Consider the following 21,208-nt stretch of genomic DNA (forward strand, 5'->3'; position numbering starts at 1 on the left):
ATTATGAATTTACTATCAGCACTCATTAAGACTTTAGTTTTTAAATCTTTTTTAATTACCAATGCCTTGCACAAGTGCCCACACAGATTGTCTGATATATTGTTAAAGAACAGTCACAACCGCCAACCTCTTAAACAGAACGCTGCGTCGTTGTGAGGTGCGCATTATAGACATTCGGCAAATCTTTGCAACCCCTTTTTCTCACTTTTTTGCGAAAATTTTCCGACCGGCGCTTTTTTATTCGAAATACCGCACTTTTGTGGTTTTATTCAACAAAAGTGCGGTTGAGCTGTTAAAAATATGGCTTATTCTTTCGATAAACGTTTAATCGAAACCACTAATCCGCCCCAAATAATCACAAGGGCGACAGTCATCATGATAATTGCACTGGTACTCATTTTTTATGTCCTTTTGTAAAATCAATAGTTTCGTGTTTCCATGCCAATTTAGATAGCAGATGTGAAACCACGATCAAGCCAATCGCCATGCCCCAACCAAACGTGTTTACAAACCACGTCGGATAGCCGCCGTAGCCGTTTTTCAACACATCACTAACTTCGCTTAACAGCATATACGACAGCACCACCGGCGTAACTACGCCGACCACGATTTCCCACCATTTGCCCAACTGGAATGAGGAAACGCTGTTAATGTGCGCGCGCAGTTGCGGCAAGTTGTTGGTTAAAACTATTGCTTGGATTGAGAATAACGCCACTGCCACGATACCGAATTTATTCACGAAGTTATCAAACACATCCAACATCGGCAAGCCGGTAGTTGTACCAAACAGCAACACCGATGCCAACATCATCGGTACGCCAACGATAAATACCGCTTTGGCACGACGCGCTTGCAACTTATCTTGCACCGCCGCGATAATCACTTCCAGCACCGAAATTAGCGAGGTCAAAGCAGCAAAAGTCAAAGAACCGAAGAACAATACACCGATAATCCAGCCGGCTTTATCAATAATCGCCGGGAAAGCGATAAACGCCAAACCGATGCCCGATGTTGCCACTTCGGATACTTGTTGGTTATTTGCGGTCGCAATAAAGCCCAATGCTGCAAATACACCGATACCTGCCAATACTTCAAATGAGCTGTTGGCAAAACCAACCACCAAGCCCGAACCGCTTAAATCGGTTTTCGGCTTCAAGTAAGAAGCATAGGTAATCATAATTCCGAAACAAATCGATAAGGAGAAGAAGATTTGGCTGTAGGCGGCAATCCAGACTTTTGGATCATATAATTTCGACCAGTCCGGTGTGAACAGCGCATCTAAGCCTTTCGCCGCGCCCTCTAACGTTAATGAGGTGCCGACTAAAATAAAGAACATCACAATCAACAACGGCATAATCACCGCTGCGGATTTACCAATCCCTTTTTGTACGCCAAGTGCCAAAATGCCCAAACAGACCAACCACACCGCGATCAACGGTCCGGTTACCGTGCCGACAAAGTCAAAACTCACCCCCGCATCAGCCATTTGCAGAACCTCTTTAAAAAAGAAATCCGCGTGATTCGTACCCCATGCGCCAGTGAACGAGTAGTAGGTGTACATCGCCGCCCAACCCAACACTACCGCATAGTAAGTGCCGATAATGATATTAATCATCACCTGCCACCAACCGAATGTCTCTAAACTGCGGGTCATACGACGGAAAGACAGCGGTGCTGCACCACGATATTTATGCCCGATAGCATAATCCAAAAACAACAACGGAATTCCTGCGGTCAGCAACGCGACAACGTAAGGAATAATAAATGCACCGCCGCCATTTTCATAAGTAATATACGGAAAACGCCAAATGTTTCCCAACCCGACCGCAGAACCAATCGCCGCAATAATAAAAGCGCGACGCCCGGAAAATGTTTCACGTGAAGACGGCGTATGTTGTTGAGCCATACTTCAACCTCCTAAAATAATATGGTATATAAAAATAATAAGAATAGATAATATCTAACCGTTGAAACTATATAGCAAACTTTCATTTAAAAAAAGCAATTTGTTTTAAAAAATCGTTATTAAATCGCTTTAATTACTATTTTATCCGCTTGCAAACCGCACTTTTGCACCTGATAATTTCCTGTGGTGAAATGATGTATCAACATTTTTACCATTTACAACCCCGATTATTCAAAATAAGATACTAAAAACGACCCTAAAATCAGGAGAAAATAATATGTCCGCATTTACCGAATTACAAAAAACCCGCCGCTCTATTTATGCTATCGGCAAAAACGTCACGCTATCACAGGATCAATTAAGCGCATTAATCAAAAGTGCGGTGCGCGAAGCCCCGTCTTCCTTTAATTCGCAATCTTCCCGCGCAGTGATTTTATTCGGCGCCGAGCATGAAAAACTGTGGAATATCGTGCTGGACACGTTGCGTAAAATCGTACCGGCAGACGCTTTCGCCGCCACCGAAACCAAAGTTAACAACTGCTTTAAAGCCGGTTTCGGCACGGTATTATATTTTGAAGATCAAGACGTGGTAGCCGGCTTACAACAACAATTTGCCGCTTACGCCGAAAACTTCCCGATTTGGTCGGAACAAGCCAGCGGCATCGCACAATATGCGGTTTGGTTAGCATTAGCAGAAGCCGGTTTGGGCGCAACGCTACAACATTACAACCCGATTATTGACGAAGAAGTGGCGAAAACCTGGGACATTCCGGCAAGCTGGAAACTGCGTGCGCAAATGCCGTTCGGCAGCATTGAAGCGCCAGCCGGTGAGAAAACTTATATCGACGACGAGCAACGTTTCAAAATCTTTGCTTAATTTTCTACCCGTCATCCCCTAATTTAAAGGCTCAACAGTATAAAAACGTTGAGCCTTTCTCTTATGATTTAACGGCATTTAGCTCGGATAATGAATCGGCGATCCCGGTCCGACCGGCAAACCGAATACAAACACCCATAAGAAAAATAACGTTGACCAGGCTGCCAAAAATGCCATCGAATACGGCAACATCATCGAAACCAAGGTTCCCACGCCGGCATCTTTACGATATTTAATCACCGTTGCCATGATCAAGCCGAAATAACTCATCATCGGCGTAATAATATTGGTTACCGAATCGCCGATACGATAAGCCGCTTGAATGATTTCCGGCGAATAACCAGCCAACATCAACATCGGAACGAAAATCGGCGCGGTGACCGCCCATTGTGCGGAAGCGGATCCAATCATCAGGTTGATAAAGGCACAGATTAAAATGAATCCCATAAACAGTAAACCGCCGTGCAAACCAATTTCATTTAAAAAATTCGCACCTTTCACTGCGATAACCTGCCCAATATTGGTCCAATTAAAAAATGCGACAAATTGGGAAGCAAAGAAAATAATCACCAAATACAAACCCAACGTGCTCATTGACTCCGCCATGGCGTCAACCACGTCTTTATTCGAACGAATGGTTTTTGCCACCCAACCATAAACAATCCCCGGCACAGCGAACAGAACGAAAATAAATACGACGATGGATTTCAAAAACGGCGAACCGCTGACCAATTTTGTTTGCGGATCACGCAAGATACCGTTTTCCGGCACGACGCTGAGCGCCAACAACAGGCACAAAAATAAAAAAGTCGCCGCTGCATACAACAAGGCTTTTTTCTCTAATGAGGTCAATTGGGAAGACTGTTTTGCGGCGATTTCCTCACTGCCCAAGCTAGCATTGTAAGGGCCTAATTGCGGCTCAACCACTTTTTCCGTGATCCAATAACCGATAATCGAAATGACAAAAGTGCTGGCAAACATAAAATACCAGTTGGCTTCAACACCGACCGTATAACTTGGATCAATGATTTGTGCCGCTTGTTGGGTAATCCCCGCCAACAACGGATCAATGGTTCCCAATAATAAATTGGCAGAATAGCCGCCCGACACACCGGCAAATGCCGCCGCCAAGCCCGCCAACGGATGCCGCCCCAAAGAGTGGAAGATAATGGCTGATAACGGAATTAACACCACATAGCCTAATTCTGCGGCGGTATTCGACATAATTCCGGCAAAAACAATGGCTAAGGTTGTGAGTTTTTTCGGCGCTTTCATCACCACCAAGCGCATGGTCGCCGACAACAATCCCGCCTTTTCTGCGATCCCAACCCCAAGCAAAGCCACCAAAACCGTTCCCAACGGTGCAAAGTTGGTGAAGTTTTTAACCAAATTAGTAAGGATTTTAATCAGACCGTCTTGGTTTAATAAGCTGACCACATAAATCATGCCGTCAGCGGAGCGTCCTTTCGCCCCCTCCGGACGCGGATCCAATACCGAAACCCCTAAAGCTTCGCCGACAGCGGAAAAAATAAGAAGAATAACGATAAAATAAAAAAACAGGATTACCGGATGTGGCAAAGCATTTCCCAGCCACTCAACCGTGCGTAAAAATTTACTGCCTTCACCACTTTTTGTCTCTTTCATCACGATACTACCCCTCTTTATGTTTAATTAAAGGTTACAGCAATATTACAATGAAATTGTACTATAAAAAATTTACATAACCGATTTTATATAACATCTAAATAACAAAACATCTACCTACATCACAGTTTCAGCGTATTTTCAGTAGCGCCGAAACCTCAGGCATCACCCCGAACCACAATTCAAAGGCGTGCGCCGCTTGTCCGATCAACATACCGATGCCGTCGGCGGTTTGGGCTGCGCCGCACTGTTTCGCCCAAGCGATAAAGGGCGTGTCCGAACCTTTGGCATATTGCATATCATACGCCAGACCGCACTTTTGCATAATTTCCGCTTTAATTTCAACCACTTTCCCTTGTAATCCTAATGAAGTAGCATTGATAATCACATCAAACCGCTTCTCGGGAATATGATCCAATTCGACCGCTTGAATACTGCCGTGGGACTGAAATTTATCAGCCAGTTGTTGTGCCTTGGCTAAAGTGCGATTTGCCAGCGTAATCTGCTGTTGCGCCTGTAAGAGCGGCAGCAGCACGCCTTTAGTTGCACCGCCTGCGCCGAGAATCAAGATATTCTGCTGCGGCTGCAACCAGCCCAAACGTTGCAAATCGCTGACCAAACCGGCGCCGTCGGTGTTGTCGGCGTATAACCGTCCGTCGGGCAATTTTTTTAGGGTATTACAAGCTTCTGCTGTCAAACAGCGTTCACTGTGCAAATCCGCCAAAGCAAACGCGCGCGCTTTAAAGGGGGCGGTGATATTACACCCCTGCCCGCCGTCAGCAAAAAAATCGGCGAGCTGCTGCTCAAACCGCACTTCATCGCCCAATTTGCGTTCATAAGCCAAGTCGATAGCTTGTTGCGCGGCAAAATGTTGTTGGATTTCCGGTGATTTGCTTTGGGCGATCGGATTGCCCCACACGGCGTAGTTGTTCATCTTGTGTATCACCTTTTCCATTCCCGTTTTAACATACTGTAAATTTCGCAATCGACAAAAGCGCCGTCCGCCAACAAAATCCCGTCACGCTGAATCCCTTCCAACCTAAACCCCAAGCGCTGCGGCACGTTACGGCTCGCCACATTGCCGACCGCACAATTGATTTGCACCCGATTCATCTGCAAATCGGTCAAGGCATAATCGACCAACACCGCCGTCGAGCGGATGATAATGCCCCTTTTCTGCAAGCGTTCGATCAGCCAATAACCGATTTCCAATTTCAAGTTGCCGCTGTCCAACGCATTAAAACCGATTAAACCGGCAAATTCGCCCCGATAGACAATCTTGAATACCTGCTCCGCTTTTCTCTTTTTTAACGAACGGATAAACTCAAGGGAATCATCTACTTGCTGCGTCCAATTGACAAACGGCAGCCACCGCCCCAAATGCACACGGTTTTGATCGATTGCGGCAAACACGCTTTTCGCATCGCTTTCCTGCAGTTGCCGCAGCACAATATCCGCATTGACGATTAATTCTGTTTTCATGTTATGCCCGAATCAGCCGATTAGTCAAAATATCACGAATCTGCGAAGGTTTTTGCGCACCGCCGACCGCACTTTCCAGCACCGGAAAATCCGCTCCGAATTGCGCCCGCACCTCCGCCGCCGTGCGGCAAGGCGGCATACCGCTCAGATTCGCGCTGGTTGACGTTAACGCGGTTTGTGCGGCCTCGCAAAGTGCGGTCACCGCCGGATGCCGGCACAAACGCACCGCAATACTGTCGAATTTGCCACTGAGAAAATCAGGCGTGCCCGCACTTTTCGGCACCAGCCACGTCAGCGGGCGATCATATTCCGCCTGCAAACGCTGCCATTGCTCATCATTCAATCGCGTTTGGTCGATAAACGGCAACAACAACGGCAAGTGCGGAGCGATGACAATCAAGCCCTTTTCCGACGGACGTTGTTTCAACGCCAACAGTTTCAAAACCGCACTTTCGCTGTACGGATCGCAGCCCAAGCCGAAAACCGCTTCGGTAGGATAAGCGATAACCTGTTGTTGTTTAATACAATCTGCTAATTGATTAATGCTGTAATTCATAAATTATTCAAGATGAAATTGATGGCGGCAAGCCTTGTTGCAACATTGATAGTCACCGTCTTGCCGTTGAAACGACAGGCTGTAACCGCACTTCGGACAGGCGCACCGTTCCGGTTTATGCGGCAAGTTAAACCGGCACTGCGGAAAACGATCACAGGCATAAAACACCTTGCCCTGCCGTCCGCGCCGCGCCACCAACTGCCCACTGCCGCAAGACGGACACGGAACGCTTTCTGCCGACGGCGCTTCATTTTCCGCCTGCTCATGCACGATGTAATGGCACTCCGGAAAATGGCTGCAACCGATAAACATACCGTAATGCCCCTGCCGCAGCACCAACGGATTGCCGCACTGCGGACAAGCCTGCGGCAACACTTTCAGAATTTTGCTCTCGCTTTGCTGCAACGGCTTTAAATAATCACAGGCAGGATAAGCCGTGCACCCCAAAAACAGCCCTTTTTTGCCCTGCTTCAACTGCAACGCCGCCCCGCACTTCGGACAAAGTTCGGCTTGGCGCGGCTGAGTTTCAAAAAGGGAACGTTTATGCATAGCGTATCGCGGTGAATTGATGAATGTGCTTATCTTACCTTGAATCGGATTACTCGGCAAAAAATGTGCGAAAATATTGCCATTACGCGGTTAATTCATGCTGTGATGCGACAGCCAGAAAATGGCTACGATCACGATATCGCCCACCGCTTGCCCCAACTCTGCTATCAATTCGGTTGATCAAATAGTGCCGGAACCATCATTCCATAAGCTTCATTCTCACGTTTAGGATATTCAACACCCACTGTAAATAACATTTCTCCTCCTAAAACAAAGGGTTAAATCCCTGCTGATTTTTTTATCGCTTTTAACGTGCCGACCGGCAAATGGCTCTTTGGATGAGGAACAGAAAACCGTTTCTTAGTTTTCGCCGAATACCAAATTTGGTGATCACCTTTTCGATGCCGTATAAACTCCAACCGTTTGCTTTAAGTTCTTTGATTAGATCGATTTCATAATACTACCTAACCACCCCAATTATACACACAAAATAATTTCTAACATCGGCAATACCCTCCGCTGACCGTGCAGATCGCACCTTCCAGTTCTAACTCCAACAGTTGCGAAAGGATTTCCGCAATCGGTAGATTTGCGGCAGTCGCCAAATCATCGGCGCTGATCGGTTGGTAGCCGATATGGCGGTATAACTCCGGATAAGCGACCGCACTTTTCGTGGGTTGTGTCGGCTTTACAGCGATTGTTATCGCTGCGGTCACGCTTTGCTCGGTTAACTGTTGCTTGACCAGTTGCGGCTCGGGTTTAAGCGGTTGGTTTTGCCACAGATCAGAGGACAGATTTTCCAAAATATCTTGATAACTTTCCACCAGCAATGCACCCTGCTTAATCAAACTGTGGCAACCGCGACTGAAGCGGTTTTGAACCGCACCGGGCAAGGCGAACACCTCACGATTTTGCTCCAACGCATAACGGGCGGTGATCAGCGAACCGCTCTTTACGTCCGCCTCGACAACCAACGTGCCTAAACTCAGACCGCTGATAATCCGATTCCGGCGCGGAAAATTTTCCGCCAACGGCGCTTGATCGGGAATAAATTCCGATACCAACGCGCCTTGTTCGCTAATCTGTTGCGCCAGTTTGCGGTTGCGTTTCGGATAAATTTGATTCAAACCGCTGCCCAATACGGCGATGGTTTTGCCGCCGGCAGTCAACGCCGCCTGATGGCTGTAACTGTCGATTCCCAACGCCATGCCGCTGGTGATCACATACCCCTGCAAGCTCAGCTGCGCAGCAAAATAGCGGCTCCAATATTCACCGTAATCGGAACAATCACGACTGCCGACCATTGCGATCTGGGGTTCGTTCAACAAAGTGCGGTCACCTTGCAGATAAAGAATCAATGGCGCAGAACCACTCTGTTTCAGCAAATAGGGATAATCTTCATCAAAAATCGTGATCACTTGATTGACCGCACTTTGCTCCAACCACACCAACACCGGCTGGATATATTCCTGTTTCGGCTGCAACCAGCGCTGAATCTGCTGCGAATTCCAGCCTAACGCAGCCAGTTCGGCGTGGCGATAATTCAAGAGATCGGTCATCGGTACGCGCTTTAACAGCCGCAGTACCGCACTTGCACCCAGTTGCGGAATTTGATTTAAACGAAGTAATAGTTCTAACGGCATTGGCATCATCTTCACAAAAGAAAAAACAGTGAGCCATTCTGCCAACGCTCAGCGTTTTTGCCTTGTCATGCGGATTATTTTTGGAATAGGGATCGCAAAATCGGTTAAAGACGAAAAATTTTTGCCATCGTTATCGCAATGCCGCCGCCAAGCAGGGTGGCGATAAGGCGGTGTTCGGTGGTGGCGATGGGGTCGCCATGACCGAGGGCGATCAGCAGCACAATGGTGGCGGAGACCATAAAACTGAACAGTCCGTAGTGCGCCCGTTGCATTGCCAAGGCGGAGGCGACGGTTAAGAGTAGGAAAAAGACCAATATCGGCAAGCTATCGTGAAAAGTGTAAATCAGCAAGGTTGCCACCACGCAGCCGAGCAATGTGCCAATTAAGCGGTTGATACCACGCGCGAGGGTGGCTTGCGCAACCGGACGGAGAATCAAAAATGCCGACATCGGCGCCCAGTAGTCATTTTTTAGACCAAAATATTGCGCACTGCATAAGGCTGTAGCAACCGCAACTGCGGTTGCAATGACAAATCGCCATGATTGATTGGCAGCAATCGGCGACGTGTCGGGCAGCGGCGCGGCATTTTTCGGGCTGAAATAGGCAAACAACATGGTGCAGCCGATTTGCAATAGCCGCGCCCAACATCACCACCAACTGCGTGCTGTTGAACACATCGCTGAATGCCAGCACCAGCACAATCCCCGGCACGCCCAATAAGGCTTCGCGCCAATAAATTGCGCCGCACCAAGCAGAAATTTTATTCCGCCACACAACCACTCAAAACCGGTTTATCATCGCTTTCAACCAAATCGGCAGTGTTGCCTTTGGTGTAAAGTTTATAGCTGTAATCCGGATTGATTGCCTGATAATTCGCACCTGATGCCATCGGGATGATTTCCATCGGAATCAGTTCGCCCATTTGGCTAATTACCGCATAATTTTGCTCTGCACTGTTAACATAAACCACCTCAAGGACTTTATTATCGCGGCAGGCGTAAACCCATTTTTCGATTGCCCGCGTTTTTTCTGCTTCACTGCCAACGGCGGTTTTATCGCTCGGGTTGAGGATCTCAATGGTGAGCGAGTAAGGCGATTCGGTGCCGCGACGGGCGAAGGTGCGCATTTGGAAGATCCGCACTTCGTATTTTCCGTTTTGCGGCAGCACATAGCTGTCGCCGACCACATAGCCATCTTGCCCAAACAACACCATTTCTGCGTGAGCATTGCTGTCCAAAACGGCATTTAAGATCTGCCCTTTTTTGGCGGTGAAAAAATAACTGTCGTAATCATTGCCCTTGATTTTGCCTTGATAAGTCGCCGAACTTTCGCCTTTGTTAAACTGCACCGTTTTGCTGACGGTTGCGCCGTCGGCGGCAAAACTTGGCAATGAGAAGAAAAGTGCGGTTGCGGCGAAAGCCGTGAATACGCTTTTTTTAATTGCGAATGCCATCGTTAAATTCCTTTTAAATTAAATTTGCGGTTTTTCAAAATAAGATGAAAATCGTGAATTTAGACAATATAAAATGCAGTTAAGTTGTAATTTTGACCAAATAATTGTAAAAAAACCCTTTCAGATTGCACTGAAAGGGTTGGTTTTGTCTAAATTCGATTAATTATTTTTTCAATAAATCACGAATTTCAGTTAACAATTTTTCTTCGCTTGAAGGTTCAGCCGGAGCTTCTTCTTCCGCCGGTTGCTCGCGTTTTAATTTGTTTAACGCTTTGATCATCATAAAGATGGCGAAAGCAACAATAACGAAATCAAAGATATTTTGAATGAATGCACCATAGTTTAAGGTTACAGCCGGCGTTTCGCCCACCGCTTCCTGTAAAACGATATTTAAATCTTTGAAATCAACACCGCCGGTGAAGATGCCCAATACCGGCATCACGATGTCGCCGACTAACGAACTGACGATTTTGCCGAATGCGCCGCCGATGATCACACCGACTGCCATATCCACAACATTGCCACGCATTGCAAATTCACGAAACTCTTTCATCATGCTCATAATAAATGATCCTTGTGCTTGTATAAAATATAATCAGATTGTTTTGTCGGCGGTATTATAGTTACTAATATAAAAATGTAAAGTTATATTTCTGTAAATTTTATATTTTCCTATCATGAGCAACGGCTTATCTGATTTAAATAAAAAATGGTGTCGGCTGGAACAATTTTTCGATTTCCGGCACTTGCTTTTTATCGTTCAGAAACAGGATAACATGGTCGTTGTCTTCGATAATCAGATGATTGCCGGCGATAATCACCTCTTCGCCGCGCAAAATAGCGCCGATAATACAACCGGCCGGCAGTTTCAGCTCGGCAATTTTGCGTCCGACCACATGGGAGGTTTCCAAATCGCCGTGCGCCACAATTTCGATTGCTTCGGCATTGCCTTTGCGCAGAGTGACCACATTGCGCACATCGCCTTTGCGTACATGACCGAGCAGAGCGGAGATCGTCGCTTGTTGCGGCGAAAAACCGATATCGATCGTACCGCCTTGAATCAGGTTTAAATAAGCAATCCGCTGAATCAGCACCATCGCTTTCGCCGCCCCCAAGCGTTTTGCCAGCAGCGCCGCCATAATATTGGCTTCGTCATCACTGGTTAAGGCGATAAAAACATCAATATTTTCAATATGCTCTTCAAACAGCAACGATTGATCGGAAGCGTCGCCGGCAAAAACCAGCGTTTTTGACAGCTTTTCCGCCAGCTGTTCCGCCCGTTGCGGATTGCGTTCGATTAATTTGACCCGACAGCGCTCTTCCAGATATTTCGCCAAACCGGCGCCGATATTGCCGCCGCCGATAATCATCACCCGTCGGTACGGGCGCTCCAAGCGCTGCAATTCGCTCATCACCGCGCGAATATAAGGGGTGGCGCAGATGAACACCACTTCGTCACCGGCTTCGATAATCGTCGAGGCTTGCGGTCGGATATAGCGTTCTTGACGCGTTATCGACACAATCCGTGCGTCCAAGTGCGGTAAATGTTCTTTCAAGGCGGAAATCGCATAGCCGACCAGCGGACCGCCGTAGTAGGCTTTCACCGCCACCAAACTGATGCGCTCATCGGCAAAATGGGCGATTTGCAATGCGCCGGGATAGTCGATCAAACGGGCAATATCGTCAATCACTAGCTTTTCCGGCGCGATAATATGATCAATCGGGATCACGTCCGCCTGAAACAGTTTGTCTTTTTCACGGATATATTCGTTTTCGCGAATGCGGGCGATTTTGCTCGGCGTACCGAACAAGGTATAGGCGATTTGGCTGGCAATCATATTGGTTTCATCGGAGCTGGTGACCGCCACCAGCATATCCGCATCGGCGGCACCGGCCTCACGCAGCACGCGCGGCGACGAGGCATTGCCGAGAATAACGCGTAAATCGAATTTATCCTGCAAATTGTTCAAGCGCTCTTGGTTGCTGTCGATCACGGTGATATCGTTATCTTCGCTCACCAGATTTTCCGCCAATGTGCCGCCGACCTGTCCGGCACCGAGAATGATGATTTTCATAGCCTGTCCCTAAATTAAGCCCTTTTGATTAATTTAGCATAAAAGAAGCCGTCGCCGCCCTGTTCTTCAGGCAAAAACTGTTTTCCGCCGGCATGTTGTTGTCCGAATATCGCGACCGGCTCGGCATCGGCGTGTTGCGCGACAAAATCGTCGATCTGCCGCTGGTTTTCCTGTTTTAACACCGAACAGGTGGCATATAACAATGTGCCGCCGCTTTTCAAACGTGTCCAAAGTGCGGTTAAAATCTGCTGTTGCAACGCACTCAACGCCGCAATATCCTGCTCTTGGCGCAACCATTTGATATCGGGGTGACGACGAATCACGCCGGTGGCGGAACAAGGCGCATCAAGCAGAATCCGATCGAACATCACGCCGTCCGCCAACCACTGTTGCGGCTGCGCCGCATCGCCGCAAATCACTTGTGCCTGTTGGTTTAAGCGCTGCAAATTTTCTTTGACCCGCTGCAAACGCGCGGCTTCCACATCAAGCGCAATAACATCGGCTTGCGGCGCCAACTGCAAAATATGGGTGGTTTTGCCGCCGGGCGCGGCACAGGCATCTAAAATCAACTCGCCGTTTTGCGGCTCAAGCAGCAAACCCGCCCATTGAGCGTGACAGTCCTGCACCGTGACCCAACCTTGCGCAAAGTGCGGCAGCTGATTAACGCTGACCGCACTTTGCAAACGAATCGCACAATCAGGTTGATCGGCGACAGCTTGCGCGGCAATGCCGTGTTGCGCCAGTAACGCCAGATACGCTTCGCTCGAACAGTATTGCTGATTGACCCGTAACCACATCGGCGGTTTTTGGTTGTTGGCTTCGACGATTTGCCGCCACTGCTGCGGATAATCCTTTTTCAGCTGATTCACCAGCCATTCAGGGTGCAAGGTTTGCCAATGTTTGTCCACTGTTGCCAGAATCGACTCCTGCTCACGCAAAAAGCGGCGCAACACACCGTTCAACAACGAACGGAAACCGTCGGATTTCAACGCCGCAGCCGCATTGACCACTTCGTCCACCGCAGCGTGCGGCGGAATGCGCAGATATAACAGTTGGTACAAACCGACCAGCAGCAGACAATGTACGATTCGGGTTTTGCCTTTCAACGGTTTGCTCAGCAACAGGGCAATAATCCGTTCCAAACGCGGCAACACACGGCAAATGCCGAAACAGATTTCTTGCAGCAGCGGTTGATCCTGCGGCTTCACCTGCGCCGCAGCTTCGGGCAGCAACGCCGACAAGGATTTGCCTTGATCCAGCACTTGCAGCAGAATCTGCGCGGCAAGCGCACGGGTGGATAATGCCGCCGTCCGTTTTTTATGCGGGGCGGAAGCTGTGGCAGCGGTTGCGGCGGATTTAGCGTGCTTCATAATGATTATTCCAAAATTGTGCCGATCGGCAGCCAATCACGGCGCGAGTTGAGCAAATCCTGCGCCCCCATCGGTTTTTTGCCTGCCGGTTGCAACACGGTTAAATTCAACACACCGTCGGCGGTGGCGATCTGAATGCCGTTTTTATCCGCCGCTAAAATCGTGCCGGGTGCTTTATCGATATGCGGTAAAACTTGCGCTTGATACACTTTAACCGTTTGCGCCTGTTGCTCGCCGTCGCGGGTGACAAAATAGCTGATCGGCCACGGATTAAAGGCGCGAATACAGCGTTCCAACTGCACCGCCGATAACCGCCAATCCAGTCTTGCCTCTTCCTTGCTTAATTTTTGCGCATAATTGCTGTGCGCTTCATCTTGTTTTTCCGGCTTAAATTTGCCGCTTTGCAGTCCGTCCAACACCTCAAGCAACACACTCGGCGCAATTTGCGCCAGTTTTTGATACAACGAAGCGGACGTTTCGTCCGCCGCCAACGGACAGCTGACTTTATGCAGCATATCGCCGGTATCCAAGCCGATATCCATCTGCATAATGGTCACGCCGCTCTGTTGGTCACCTGCCCAAACCGCTCTTTGAATCGGCGCCGCGCCGCGCCAACGCGGCAACAGCGAACCGTGTACGTTCAGACAGCCCAAACGCGGTGCGTCCAATACCGCTTGCGGCAGCAGCAGGCCGTATGCCACCACCACCATGACATCGGCGTTTAATGCACTTAATTGTTGCTGCGCTTCGGCATTGCGTAACGATTTCGGCTGATAAAGCGCTAAACCGTGTTGTTGCGCCAGTTGCTTAACCGCACTTTGCTGCAATTTTTTGCCGCGTCCCGCCGGCTTGTCCGGTTGGGTGTAAACCGCGATCACACGGTGTTGGCTGTTCAACAGCGCCTGCAAATGTTGGGCAGCAAAATCCGGCGTGCCGGCGAAGATAATATTTAAAGGTTTTTGCATAATGTGCTACGTCGTCTGAAAATGATGGGATAAAACAAATAACCTCTCAATCGAGAGGCTATTCAACGCGTTTATTTGGCATTTAAGCGGTTCTGTTTTTCCATTTTTTGTTTAATCCGCTGTCTTTTCAACGGCGATAAATAATCGACAAACAGCACGCCGTTTAAGTGATCGATTTCATGCTGAATACAAATTGCCAGCAGTTCGTCCGCTTCCAACGTAAATTCCTGCCCGTTGCGATCCAGCGCTTTGACCGTCACTTTCTCTTTACGCGGCACCAAGCCACGACAGCCCGGAATCGACAAACAGCCCTCTTCAATGCCGGTTTCGCCGGACGAGGCGACAATTTCAGGGTTAATCAGCACGATTTGCCGCTGTTTGTCGCCTTCGATGTCAATCGTGATAATTTGCTGATGAATATCGACCTGCGTCGCCGCCAAGCCGATGCCTTCGTCGTGGTACATGGTGTCGAACATATCGTCGATAATCGCGCGGATCGAATCGTCCACGTCGACGACCGCCGCCGCTTTGGTGCGCAAGCGCTCGTCAGGGTATTTTAATACCGTTAAAATGCTCATAAATGCCGTTCTCTTTCTTCAAAAATCAGGATAAAAACAAGTTAGTGCGCTATTCTAACGATTTTTGCGGCATAAAGGAACAAAAGTGCGGTCACGCGTTTTCAAAAATATCGCCGTCACGCAGCAAATGCACATCGCCTTTGCGCCATAAAAAACCGCACTTATCAAAATATTCAATCAGTTGCACCGTCATCTTACGCCCGAATTGCAGTTGATCGCGCAACTCGTTGACTGAAATGCCGCCGTGTCGGGCAATATGCTGTTTAATCCGATCGGCATAGGCATAAACCGTTTCGCTGAGGAAGAAACGATCTTTAATCACTGCGGTCAAGTAGCCGAGTTTACCGGCTTTATACAGAAAATTGCGCATCACGCTCTCCTCTATCGCCAGCGCTTTCGCCAGATCGCGCACCCACAGCGCCTGCCCTTGCGCCGCCAAAAATTCGGCTTCGACCCGTTGCCATAGTTGTTGTTCTTCCGCACTCAATTCGATTTTGTGATCGGGCAGATGTATCCAGCCGCGCGTCTGCGCCAGTTGTGCGCCGTTAAGCAACTCGTCAATCAATTGATAAATCAGCCCGACAGGCTGTTTCAAACACGCCATGCGCTGCAAACGCGCTTTGGAAACGCCCAGTTGATCGCTATGCTGCTGATGATAAAGTTGCATCGCTTGCAACAGGCGCTGTTGTTGGCGTTGGCGGTAATCTTGGCTGAATACATAATGATGAAAAGTGCTGAAACCCAGCCGCTGCTGTAACTGTCGAAAGTGCGGTTCGCTCAGTTGTTCCGTCCAGCAGACCGCACTTTGCACCAGACAGCCTTGTGCCAAATAATAACCCAGCCGCTGCTCGCTGCTGTCACTGTTTGCCAATTGCCATAAATAATCCAAACGCGCCTGATTGCGTTTATAACGAGTCGGCGAATTGATTTCCAGCACTGTTGCGCCGGCAAGAGTCTGTTTATTGTCGCCGCTGCGCAAAATCAATTTGTCGCCAAACGCCAAAAACAGCGGATATTGCAGGATCACTTCCGCCAGACAGACCGCACTTTGCGATTGGGCCGATTGGGGCGTTTGCAATAATGTCAATTTGGCGGTGATATGGCTGGCGGCATGATAAAGGTGGATTGCCTGACTGATTTTTAACCCCGTATTCGGCTTCACCAGCACGGTAATCCGTTCGCTGCCGTAGGCTTGATCGTGGGAAAACAACCAATCGCCGCGTTCGATCACGCTTTGATCAACACCGGCCAGATTGAGCGCCAAGCGTTGTCCTGCGCTTCCACGCGCCGCTTGCTGGTTTTGCGCATGGATGTTTTTAACCCTGATTTCCTGTTTCAGCTGGCGGGATAAGAACAATTTGTCATCAATTGCCACCTGCCCGCCAAATGCCGTACCGGTCACTACTTTTCCGGCGCCTTTGATATGAAAAGTGCGGTCAATTGCATAGCGGAACGGTTTATCTGCCATTGGCTTGGTATCCAGTGCGGCAAGATGATTTTTGAGTGCGGCAATGCCTTGTCCACTGACAGCTGAGGTGACAAAAACCGCACTTTTACCGCCCCCCTGATCCGCTAAAAACGGATATCGCTGAAACAAGGTTTGCTGCAATTGCGCAATCTGTGCCGCATCTGCTTTATCCGCCTTGCTGATCACGAGCATAATCCGCTTAAAATCCAACAATTTTAACAGTGTTAAATGCTCGTCGGTTTGCGGCTTGATCCCTTCGTCCGCAGCGACGACCAGCATCGCATACTCCACGCCGCCAAGCCCAGCCAGCATATTGGATAAAAAACGTTCGTGACCGGGCACGTCAATAAAACCAAGCGTTCTGCCGTCCGCCAACGGTAAATAGGCATAGCCCAGATCAATGGTCATGCCGCGTTTTTTCTCTTCCGGCAAATGGGTGGTATCGGTGCCGGTCAAAGCCTGGATAAGTGCGGTTTTGCCATGATCGACATGGCCGGCGCTGACAATAATCATAGTTCGTCCAAGGTGGTCAAAAGTTGTTGCGGATTGGCGACGCTGCGCAGATCCAGCCAGAGTTTCTGTTGTTCGATCCGACCGATAATCGGTTGGCTCAACTGCTTCAAGGAGCGGATTAACTGCATTAAATCCGCATTTTTTGCCGAGTGCGGCTGCAATGTCACCGCCAGCGACGGAATACGATACATCGGTTGCGATCCGCTGCCGATCTGCGCCGAACTGGTTTCAATCCGCAACGCATAATCTGCGCCCAATTTTTCCTGCAATTTGCGTAACAGCGGCTCGGCAAGGGTTTGCAAATGCTCCGGATCCTGCGTCAATAACCTTAAAGTCGGATTACTGTCGGTCAGTTTTTCACTAAACAGATAATCACGCAACGTGGCTTCCAACCCTGCCAGAATAACTTTATCACAACGCAACGCCCGTTTTAGCGGGTGCTGCTGCAAACGCTCGATATACTCTTTTTTGCCGACGATAATCCCCGCTTGCGGCCCGCCCAATAATTTATCGCCGGAAAACGACACCAGATCCACCCCGTCCGCCAACATTTTTTGCGGCGTCGGTTCGGTTGGCAAGCCGTAAGCGCTGAGATCAATTAATGCGCCGCTGCCCAAATCACTGATTAACGGCAAGTGGTGTTGTCGCGCCAACTGTGCCAAATCCGCTTCGCCGACACTTTCGGTAAAACCGCAAATCTGATAGTTACTGCTGTGAACTTTCATTAAAAGTGCGGTATTTTCAGTAATATTGTCGGCATAATCGGTTAAACGGGTGCGGTTGGTAGTGCCGACTTCCACCAGTTTGCAGCCGGCTTGCTGCATAATATCCGGAATACGAAACGCACCGCCGATCTCAATCAGTTCACCGCGCGAAATAATCACTTCTTTGCCGGCGGCGAAGGTCGCCAACAGCAACAGTACCGCCGCCGCATTGTTATTGACGATACACACCGCTTCCGCCCCGCACAGCGGCGCCAACAGTTCACTGATATACTGATCGCGGTGGCTGCGTTTACTCTGGCTCAAATCAAATTCCAACGCCACGTTTTCCTGCATCGCCACCAACGCCGCCTGCTGCGCCGCTTGACCCCATAACGCCCGCCCCAGATTGGTATGCAGCACCGTACCGGTCAAATTATGCACTTTTTTAATCGCTACCTGCCGTTGCTGCTGCAAATCATGCGCCAATTTTTTATATAATATGGAAAAATCGCTGAAATAGCGCGGCAACTGTTGCTGTTGCGCAATCTGTCGGCGTGCCAGTTGTAACAAACTGCGCAACTGGTTCACCACAGCCGAACGCCCGAAACGCGCTGTCAGTAATTCGCCCTGTGCGCTATTCAGAATTTTATCGATTGACGGTAACTGGCGATAAAGCGTATTCATAACGGATCGATTCCCTCAAATAAGCAATTCTATCGGTTGATTTTAATGCCATTTCAATTAAAATTCAGTACAATATTGCAATCAACATGCAAAAACGGAAGGAAGATCGTCGTTTCCGGTGAAGCGGCAGGACTTCAAATCCTGTTAAGGCTGCCAGCAGTCTTGGGTGGGTTCAACTCCCATGATCTTCCGCCAATTCATTAATCACACGTCTTCATACTTCATCATTTCACCTGATAAACCCTAGTAAAATCAACCTTTCTTAATAAATCTATTCGTCACTGTTCGTCATATTTAATCGTTCTTTGTCACTTTTTTAGTTCCCTTTTTAGTTCCCTGATCTATACTATTTGCCCAACTCCCGAAAGTTACTCTCAAAAATTGCTGTTTTTCTGAAAAAAAAAGGAACTAAAACGTCGTAATCATATGAATATAAAGATAAAAAATAAAACTACTCAAGGTAACAAAAGGGAATAAAACACCGAAAATAGGGAACTATAATTTTTTATACAGGGAACTAAAATCACCGAAAGGCTTGTTATATATGGCTAGAAGAGTAATACCGCTTATTGATTCCGAGATCAAAAACGCCAAACCAAAAGCAAAAGAATATTTGCTTTCCGACGGTGGCGGATTGCATTTACTGGTGTCACCTAAAGGGGGTAAATTATGGCGCTTTATCTATGTGCAGCCATACACGAAAAAACGCTTAAAAATGGGTTTAGGGCGTTACCCTGATTTATCACTGATTGAAGCACGGAAGATACGAGATGAATATAACGCTTTGCTGGTGCTGAATATCGATCCGCAGGAACACCGCAAGCAGTTAGAGCAAACCGAAGCCGACAGCAAAAACCGCACTTTTAAACGTTTGGCAGAAGAATGGTTCAATGACCGCAAGCAGAAAGCCAATTATTCGGACCGGACAGCAGAAGATACTTGGGCAATGTTTGAACGGCACATTCTCCCGGCACTAGGCAATTACCCGATTGGCGAAATAACTCCCCTTGTTGCTATCAATGCGTTTAAGCCACTGGAAAAGGCAGGCAAGCTAGAAACCGTAAAAAAGATTATTAGCAATGTGAATAACGTTATGCGCTATGTGCTGCACAGGGGCATGATCAGCCATAACCCTCTAACAGAGATTGGGAAAGAGTTTGATAAGCCCGTAAGCCAAGGCATGAAAACAATTCAACCGGAAGAGCTGAAAGAATTTTTATACGGCTTTTATCGTGCCAGAGATGAGCAGCGTTTTAACCCACTGTCCTTCTATGCGGTTATGCTGGTAGTGCTGACCGGCGGCAGACCGTCCGAAATTGCCCGAGCTAAATGGCAAGATGTAGATTTAGAAAATCAGTTGTGGCACTACCGAGTGCAAAAAGGCAATAAGAATCTGCCGGAGGGGCGATTACACACAGTGACACTATCACGCCAAGCTACCGCGATTTTCAGCAAACTGAAAGCCATTCAGACCGCACTTGATATGAATAGTGAATTTGTCTTTGCCAGCTTCATTGCGAAAGACGGGCATTTAACGATTGAAGCCATGCGCAAGGCGATCATTAAAGGAATAGGCGAGAAGAGGCTAACCACGCACGGCATAAGGCATTTATTCAGCACCTCACTGAACGAGCAAGATTACAAAGCGGACTGGATAGAAAGAGCGTTATCACACAAGCAGAACAAAGATAAAAACCAAATACGCCGCACCTATGATAAATCGCTTTATCTCAAGCAACGGGCTGAAATGCTACAGCAGTGGGCGGACTATGTGGAGAGCCAAGCACCAGCGCTGATAGTCACCGAATCAATAAATTAACTGTATGCTTGTACAGTATGCGCAATTATGGTTAAATATGACACATAATAAACAGTTTATTTAGACAGTTCGCAAAGCTAAGGACTGATAAAATGGCAAATCAACTGCAACACATTGACGAGTTAAAAAATCAATTATCTGCATTGCGCCCACTGAGTGCGGCAGAGCTAAAACGGCTGCAAGAAGAATTTATTATTGAATCTTCTTACAATTCTAACGCTATCGAGGGTAACACGCTGACACTGCGGGAAACCGCTTTAATTTTGCGTGACGGTATAACCATTGCTGAAAAACCTATCAGAGAACATTTAGAGGTCATCGGTTATAAAGACGCTTTTAATTATCTGTTTGAACTGGTGGCAAACCGTGAACCATTGACCGAGCGCACCATTAAAGAAATTCATTCGCTGGTGCTGATGAATGACGCAGAGAATAAAGGCGTGTATCGACGTGTTCCGGTGCGAATCATGGGCGCAGACAATGAACCGACACAACCGCACTTAATCGCCGAACAAATGGGCGCATTACTTGCTGATTATGCCGACAAACTACAGCACCAGCACCCGATAGAGGCGATAGCGTGGCTACATTTAGCTTTTGAAAGCATTCACCCGTTTATCGACGGTAACGGACGCACAGGGCGGCTGTTGTTGAATTTTGAATTGATGAAGTGCGGTTATTTACCGATTGATATTAAATTTAGCGACAGGGCAAAATACTATCAATGTTTCGATGATTACCACCAACAGCAACAACCAACAGAATTTTTATCGTTGGTGGCTAGTTATGAGATAGCAGAATTAGAACGATATATTACGATTTTAAGCAATTAACTATTTAATCAAATTAGTGCGGCTAGGCACGGATTAATTACCCGAGCCGAAAGAGTGAAACCCCTATTTTACTTTGCCGCACTTCCACT

At 48.0% G+C, this 21,208-nt stretch carries 22 protein-coding genes and 1 tRNA gene; 4 read left to right on the forward strand and 19 right to left on the reverse strand.

Annotated features, from left to right (window positions below):
* Positions 1-305 precede the first annotated feature (305 nt).
* Both B8880_RS10270 and B8880_RS10275 read right to left on the reverse strand, forming a co-directional pair.
* Positions 306-398, reverse strand: coding sequence for a methionine/alanine import family NSS transporter small subunit (locus B8880_RS10270; protein ID WP_084257515.1), 93 nt, complete (start codon positions 396-398; stop codon positions 306-308).
* Positions 395-1,906 carry a sodium-dependent transporter gene (locus B8880_RS10275; protein ID WP_084257516.1) on the reverse strand — a complete coding sequence of 504 codons (1,512 nt, stop codon included), beginning with the start codon at positions 1,904-1,906 and terminating at the stop codon, positions 395-397. The genes B8880_RS10270 and B8880_RS10275 overlap by 4 nt, the downstream gene beginning before the upstream one ends.
* A gap of 277 nt (positions 1,907-2,183) precedes the next feature.
* On the opposite strand from B8880_RS10275, the gene B8880_RS10280 reads away from it, so the two are divergent.
* The gene (locus B8880_RS10280) at positions 2,184-2,783 is read left to right on the forward strand and encodes a nitroreductase family protein (protein ID WP_084257517.1); all 600 of its coding nucleotides are present in this window, start codon (positions 2,184-2,186) and stop codon (positions 2,781-2,783) included.
* A 78-nt stretch (positions 2,784-2,861) separates the two neighbouring features.
* Here B8880_RS10280 and B8880_RS10285 read toward each other — a convergent pair whose 3' ends face one another.
* From B8880_RS10285 to selA, 17 genes are all read right to left on the reverse strand, one after another.
* Positions 2,862-4,427, reverse strand: coding sequence for an AbgT family transporter (locus tag B8880_RS10285; protein ID WP_084257518.1), 1,566 nt, complete (start codon positions 4,425-4,427; stop codon positions 2,862-2,864).
* 130 nt (positions 4,428-4,557) lie between these two features.
* A complete protein-coding gene (gene aroE, locus B8880_RS10290) occupies positions 4,558-5,361 on the reverse strand; it encodes a shikimate dehydrogenase (RefSeq protein ID WP_084257519.1) in 804 nt (267 codons plus the stop codon).
* Between the two features lie 8 nt (positions 5,362-5,369).
* The gene (locus tag B8880_RS10295; protein WP_084257520.1) at positions 5,370-5,909 is read right to left on the reverse strand and encodes a GNAT family N-acetyltransferase; all 540 of its coding nucleotides are present in this window, start codon (positions 5,907-5,909) and stop codon (positions 5,370-5,372) included.
* 1 nt (position 5,910) lies between these two features.
* Positions 5,911-6,465 carry an L-threonylcarbamoyladenylate synthase type 1 TsaC gene (tsaC, locus tag B8880_RS10300; RefSeq protein ID WP_084257521.1) on the reverse strand — a complete coding sequence of 185 codons (555 nt, stop codon included), beginning with the start codon at positions 6,463-6,465 and terminating at the stop codon, positions 5,911-5,913.
* Positions 6,466-6,468: 3 nt separating this feature from the next.
* Positions 6,469-7,014 (reverse strand): DNA topoisomerase family protein, encoded by a 546-nt coding sequence (locus B8880_RS10305; RefSeq protein WP_084257522.1) that lies wholly within the window; start codon positions 7,012-7,014, stop codon positions 6,469-6,471.
* 278 nt (positions 7,015-7,292) lie between these two features.
* Positions 7,293-7,433: a type II toxin-antitoxin system HicA family toxin gene (locus B8880_RS10315; protein ID WP_244165634.1), complete on the reverse strand. Its 141-nt coding sequence runs from the start codon at positions 7,431-7,433 to the stop codon at positions 7,293-7,295.
* Between the two features lie 78 nt (positions 7,434-7,511).
* Positions 7,512-8,663 carry a DNA-processing protein DprA gene (gene dprA / locus B8880_RS10320; protein WP_084257523.1) on the reverse strand — a complete coding sequence of 384 codons (1,152 nt, stop codon included), beginning with the start codon at positions 8,661-8,663 and terminating at the stop codon, positions 7,512-7,514.
* Positions 8,664-8,761: 98 nt separating this feature from the next.
* Positions 8,762-9,232, reverse strand: coding sequence for an FUSC family protein (locus tag B8880_RS10325; protein ID WP_244165638.1), 471 nt, complete (start codon positions 9,230-9,232; stop codon positions 8,762-8,764).
* Positions 9,120-9,431, reverse strand: coding sequence for a hypothetical protein (locus tag B8880_RS14675; protein WP_244165639.1), 312 nt, complete (start codon positions 9,429-9,431; stop codon positions 9,120-9,122). Before B8880_RS14675 ends, B8880_RS10325 begins: the two co-directional genes overlap by 113 nt.
* The gene (locus tag B8880_RS14680; protein ID WP_244165635.1) at positions 9,418-10,110 is read right to left on the reverse strand and encodes a c-type lysozyme inhibitor; all 693 of its coding nucleotides are present in this window, start codon (positions 10,108-10,110) and stop codon (positions 9,418-9,420) included. The genes B8880_RS14675 and B8880_RS14680 overlap by 14 nt, the downstream gene beginning before the upstream one ends.
* Positions 10,111-10,273: 163 nt before the next feature.
* A complete protein-coding gene (gene mscL, locus B8880_RS10335; protein WP_084257525.1) occupies positions 10,274-10,672 on the reverse strand; it encodes a large-conductance mechanosensitive channel protein MscL in 399 nt (132 codons plus the stop codon).
* Between the two features lie 136 nt (positions 10,673-10,808).
* On the reverse strand, positions 10,809-12,185 hold the full coding sequence (gene trkA / locus B8880_RS10340) for a Trk system potassium transporter TrkA (RefSeq protein ID WP_084257526.1): 1,377 nt from the start codon (positions 12,183-12,185) through the stop codon (positions 10,809-10,811).
* A 14-nt stretch (positions 12,186-12,199) separates the two neighbouring features.
* Entirely contained in the window at positions 12,200-13,555 is a 1,356-nt protein-coding gene (gene rsmB, locus B8880_RS10345) for a 16S rRNA (cytosine(967)-C(5))-methyltransferase RsmB (protein ID WP_084257527.1), read from the reverse strand.
* 5 nt (positions 13,556-13,560) lie between these two features.
* On the reverse strand, positions 13,561-14,520 hold the full coding sequence (gene fmt / locus B8880_RS10350) for a methionyl-tRNA formyltransferase (RefSeq protein ID WP_084257528.1): 960 nt from the start codon (positions 14,518-14,520) through the stop codon (positions 13,561-13,563).
* A gap of 71 nt (positions 14,521-14,591) precedes the next feature.
* Entirely contained in the window at positions 14,592-15,098 is a 507-nt protein-coding gene (gene def, locus B8880_RS10355) for a peptide deformylase (protein ID WP_084257529.1), read from the reverse strand.
* Between the two features lie 91 nt (positions 15,099-15,189).
* The gene (gene selB, locus B8880_RS10360; protein WP_084257530.1) at positions 15,190-17,079 is read right to left on the reverse strand and encodes a selenocysteine-specific translation elongation factor; all 1,890 of its coding nucleotides are present in this window, start codon (positions 17,077-17,079) and stop codon (positions 15,190-15,192) included.
* Complete coding sequence (selA, locus tag B8880_RS10365; protein ID WP_084257531.1) at positions 17,076-18,467, reverse strand: L-seryl-tRNA(Sec) selenium transferase; 1,392 nt, start codon at positions 18,465-18,467, stop codon at positions 17,076-17,078. The genes selB and selA overlap by 4 nt, the downstream gene beginning before the upstream one ends.
* Positions 18,468-18,567: 100 nt before the next feature.
* Between selA and B8880_RS14425 the strand changes: the two genes are divergently transcribed.
* The 3 genes from B8880_RS14425 to B8880_RS10375 all read left to right on the forward strand — a co-directional run bounded on the left by B8880_RS14425 (position 18,568) and on the right by B8880_RS10375 (position 21,119).
* Positions 18,568-18,662, forward strand: a tRNA-Sec gene (locus B8880_RS14425).
* Positions 18,663-19,011: 349 nt separating this feature from the next.
* Complete coding sequence (locus tag B8880_RS10370; RefSeq protein ID WP_084257532.1) at positions 19,012-20,286, forward strand: tyrosine-type recombinase/integrase; 1,275 nt, start codon at positions 19,012-19,014, stop codon at positions 20,284-20,286.
* Positions 20,287-20,378: 92 nt separating this feature from the next.
* Positions 20,379-21,119: a Fic family protein gene (locus B8880_RS10375; RefSeq protein ID WP_084257533.1), complete on the forward strand. Its 741-nt coding sequence runs from the start codon at positions 20,379-20,381 to the stop codon at positions 21,117-21,119.
* Positions 21,120-21,208 lie beyond the last annotated feature (89 nt).

This window comes from Pasteurella testudinis DSM 23072 (genome assembly GCF_900176075.1).
GTDB classification, from domain to species: Bacteria; Pseudomonadota; Gammaproteobacteria; order Enterobacterales; family Pasteurellaceae; genus Chelonobacter; species Chelonobacter testudinis.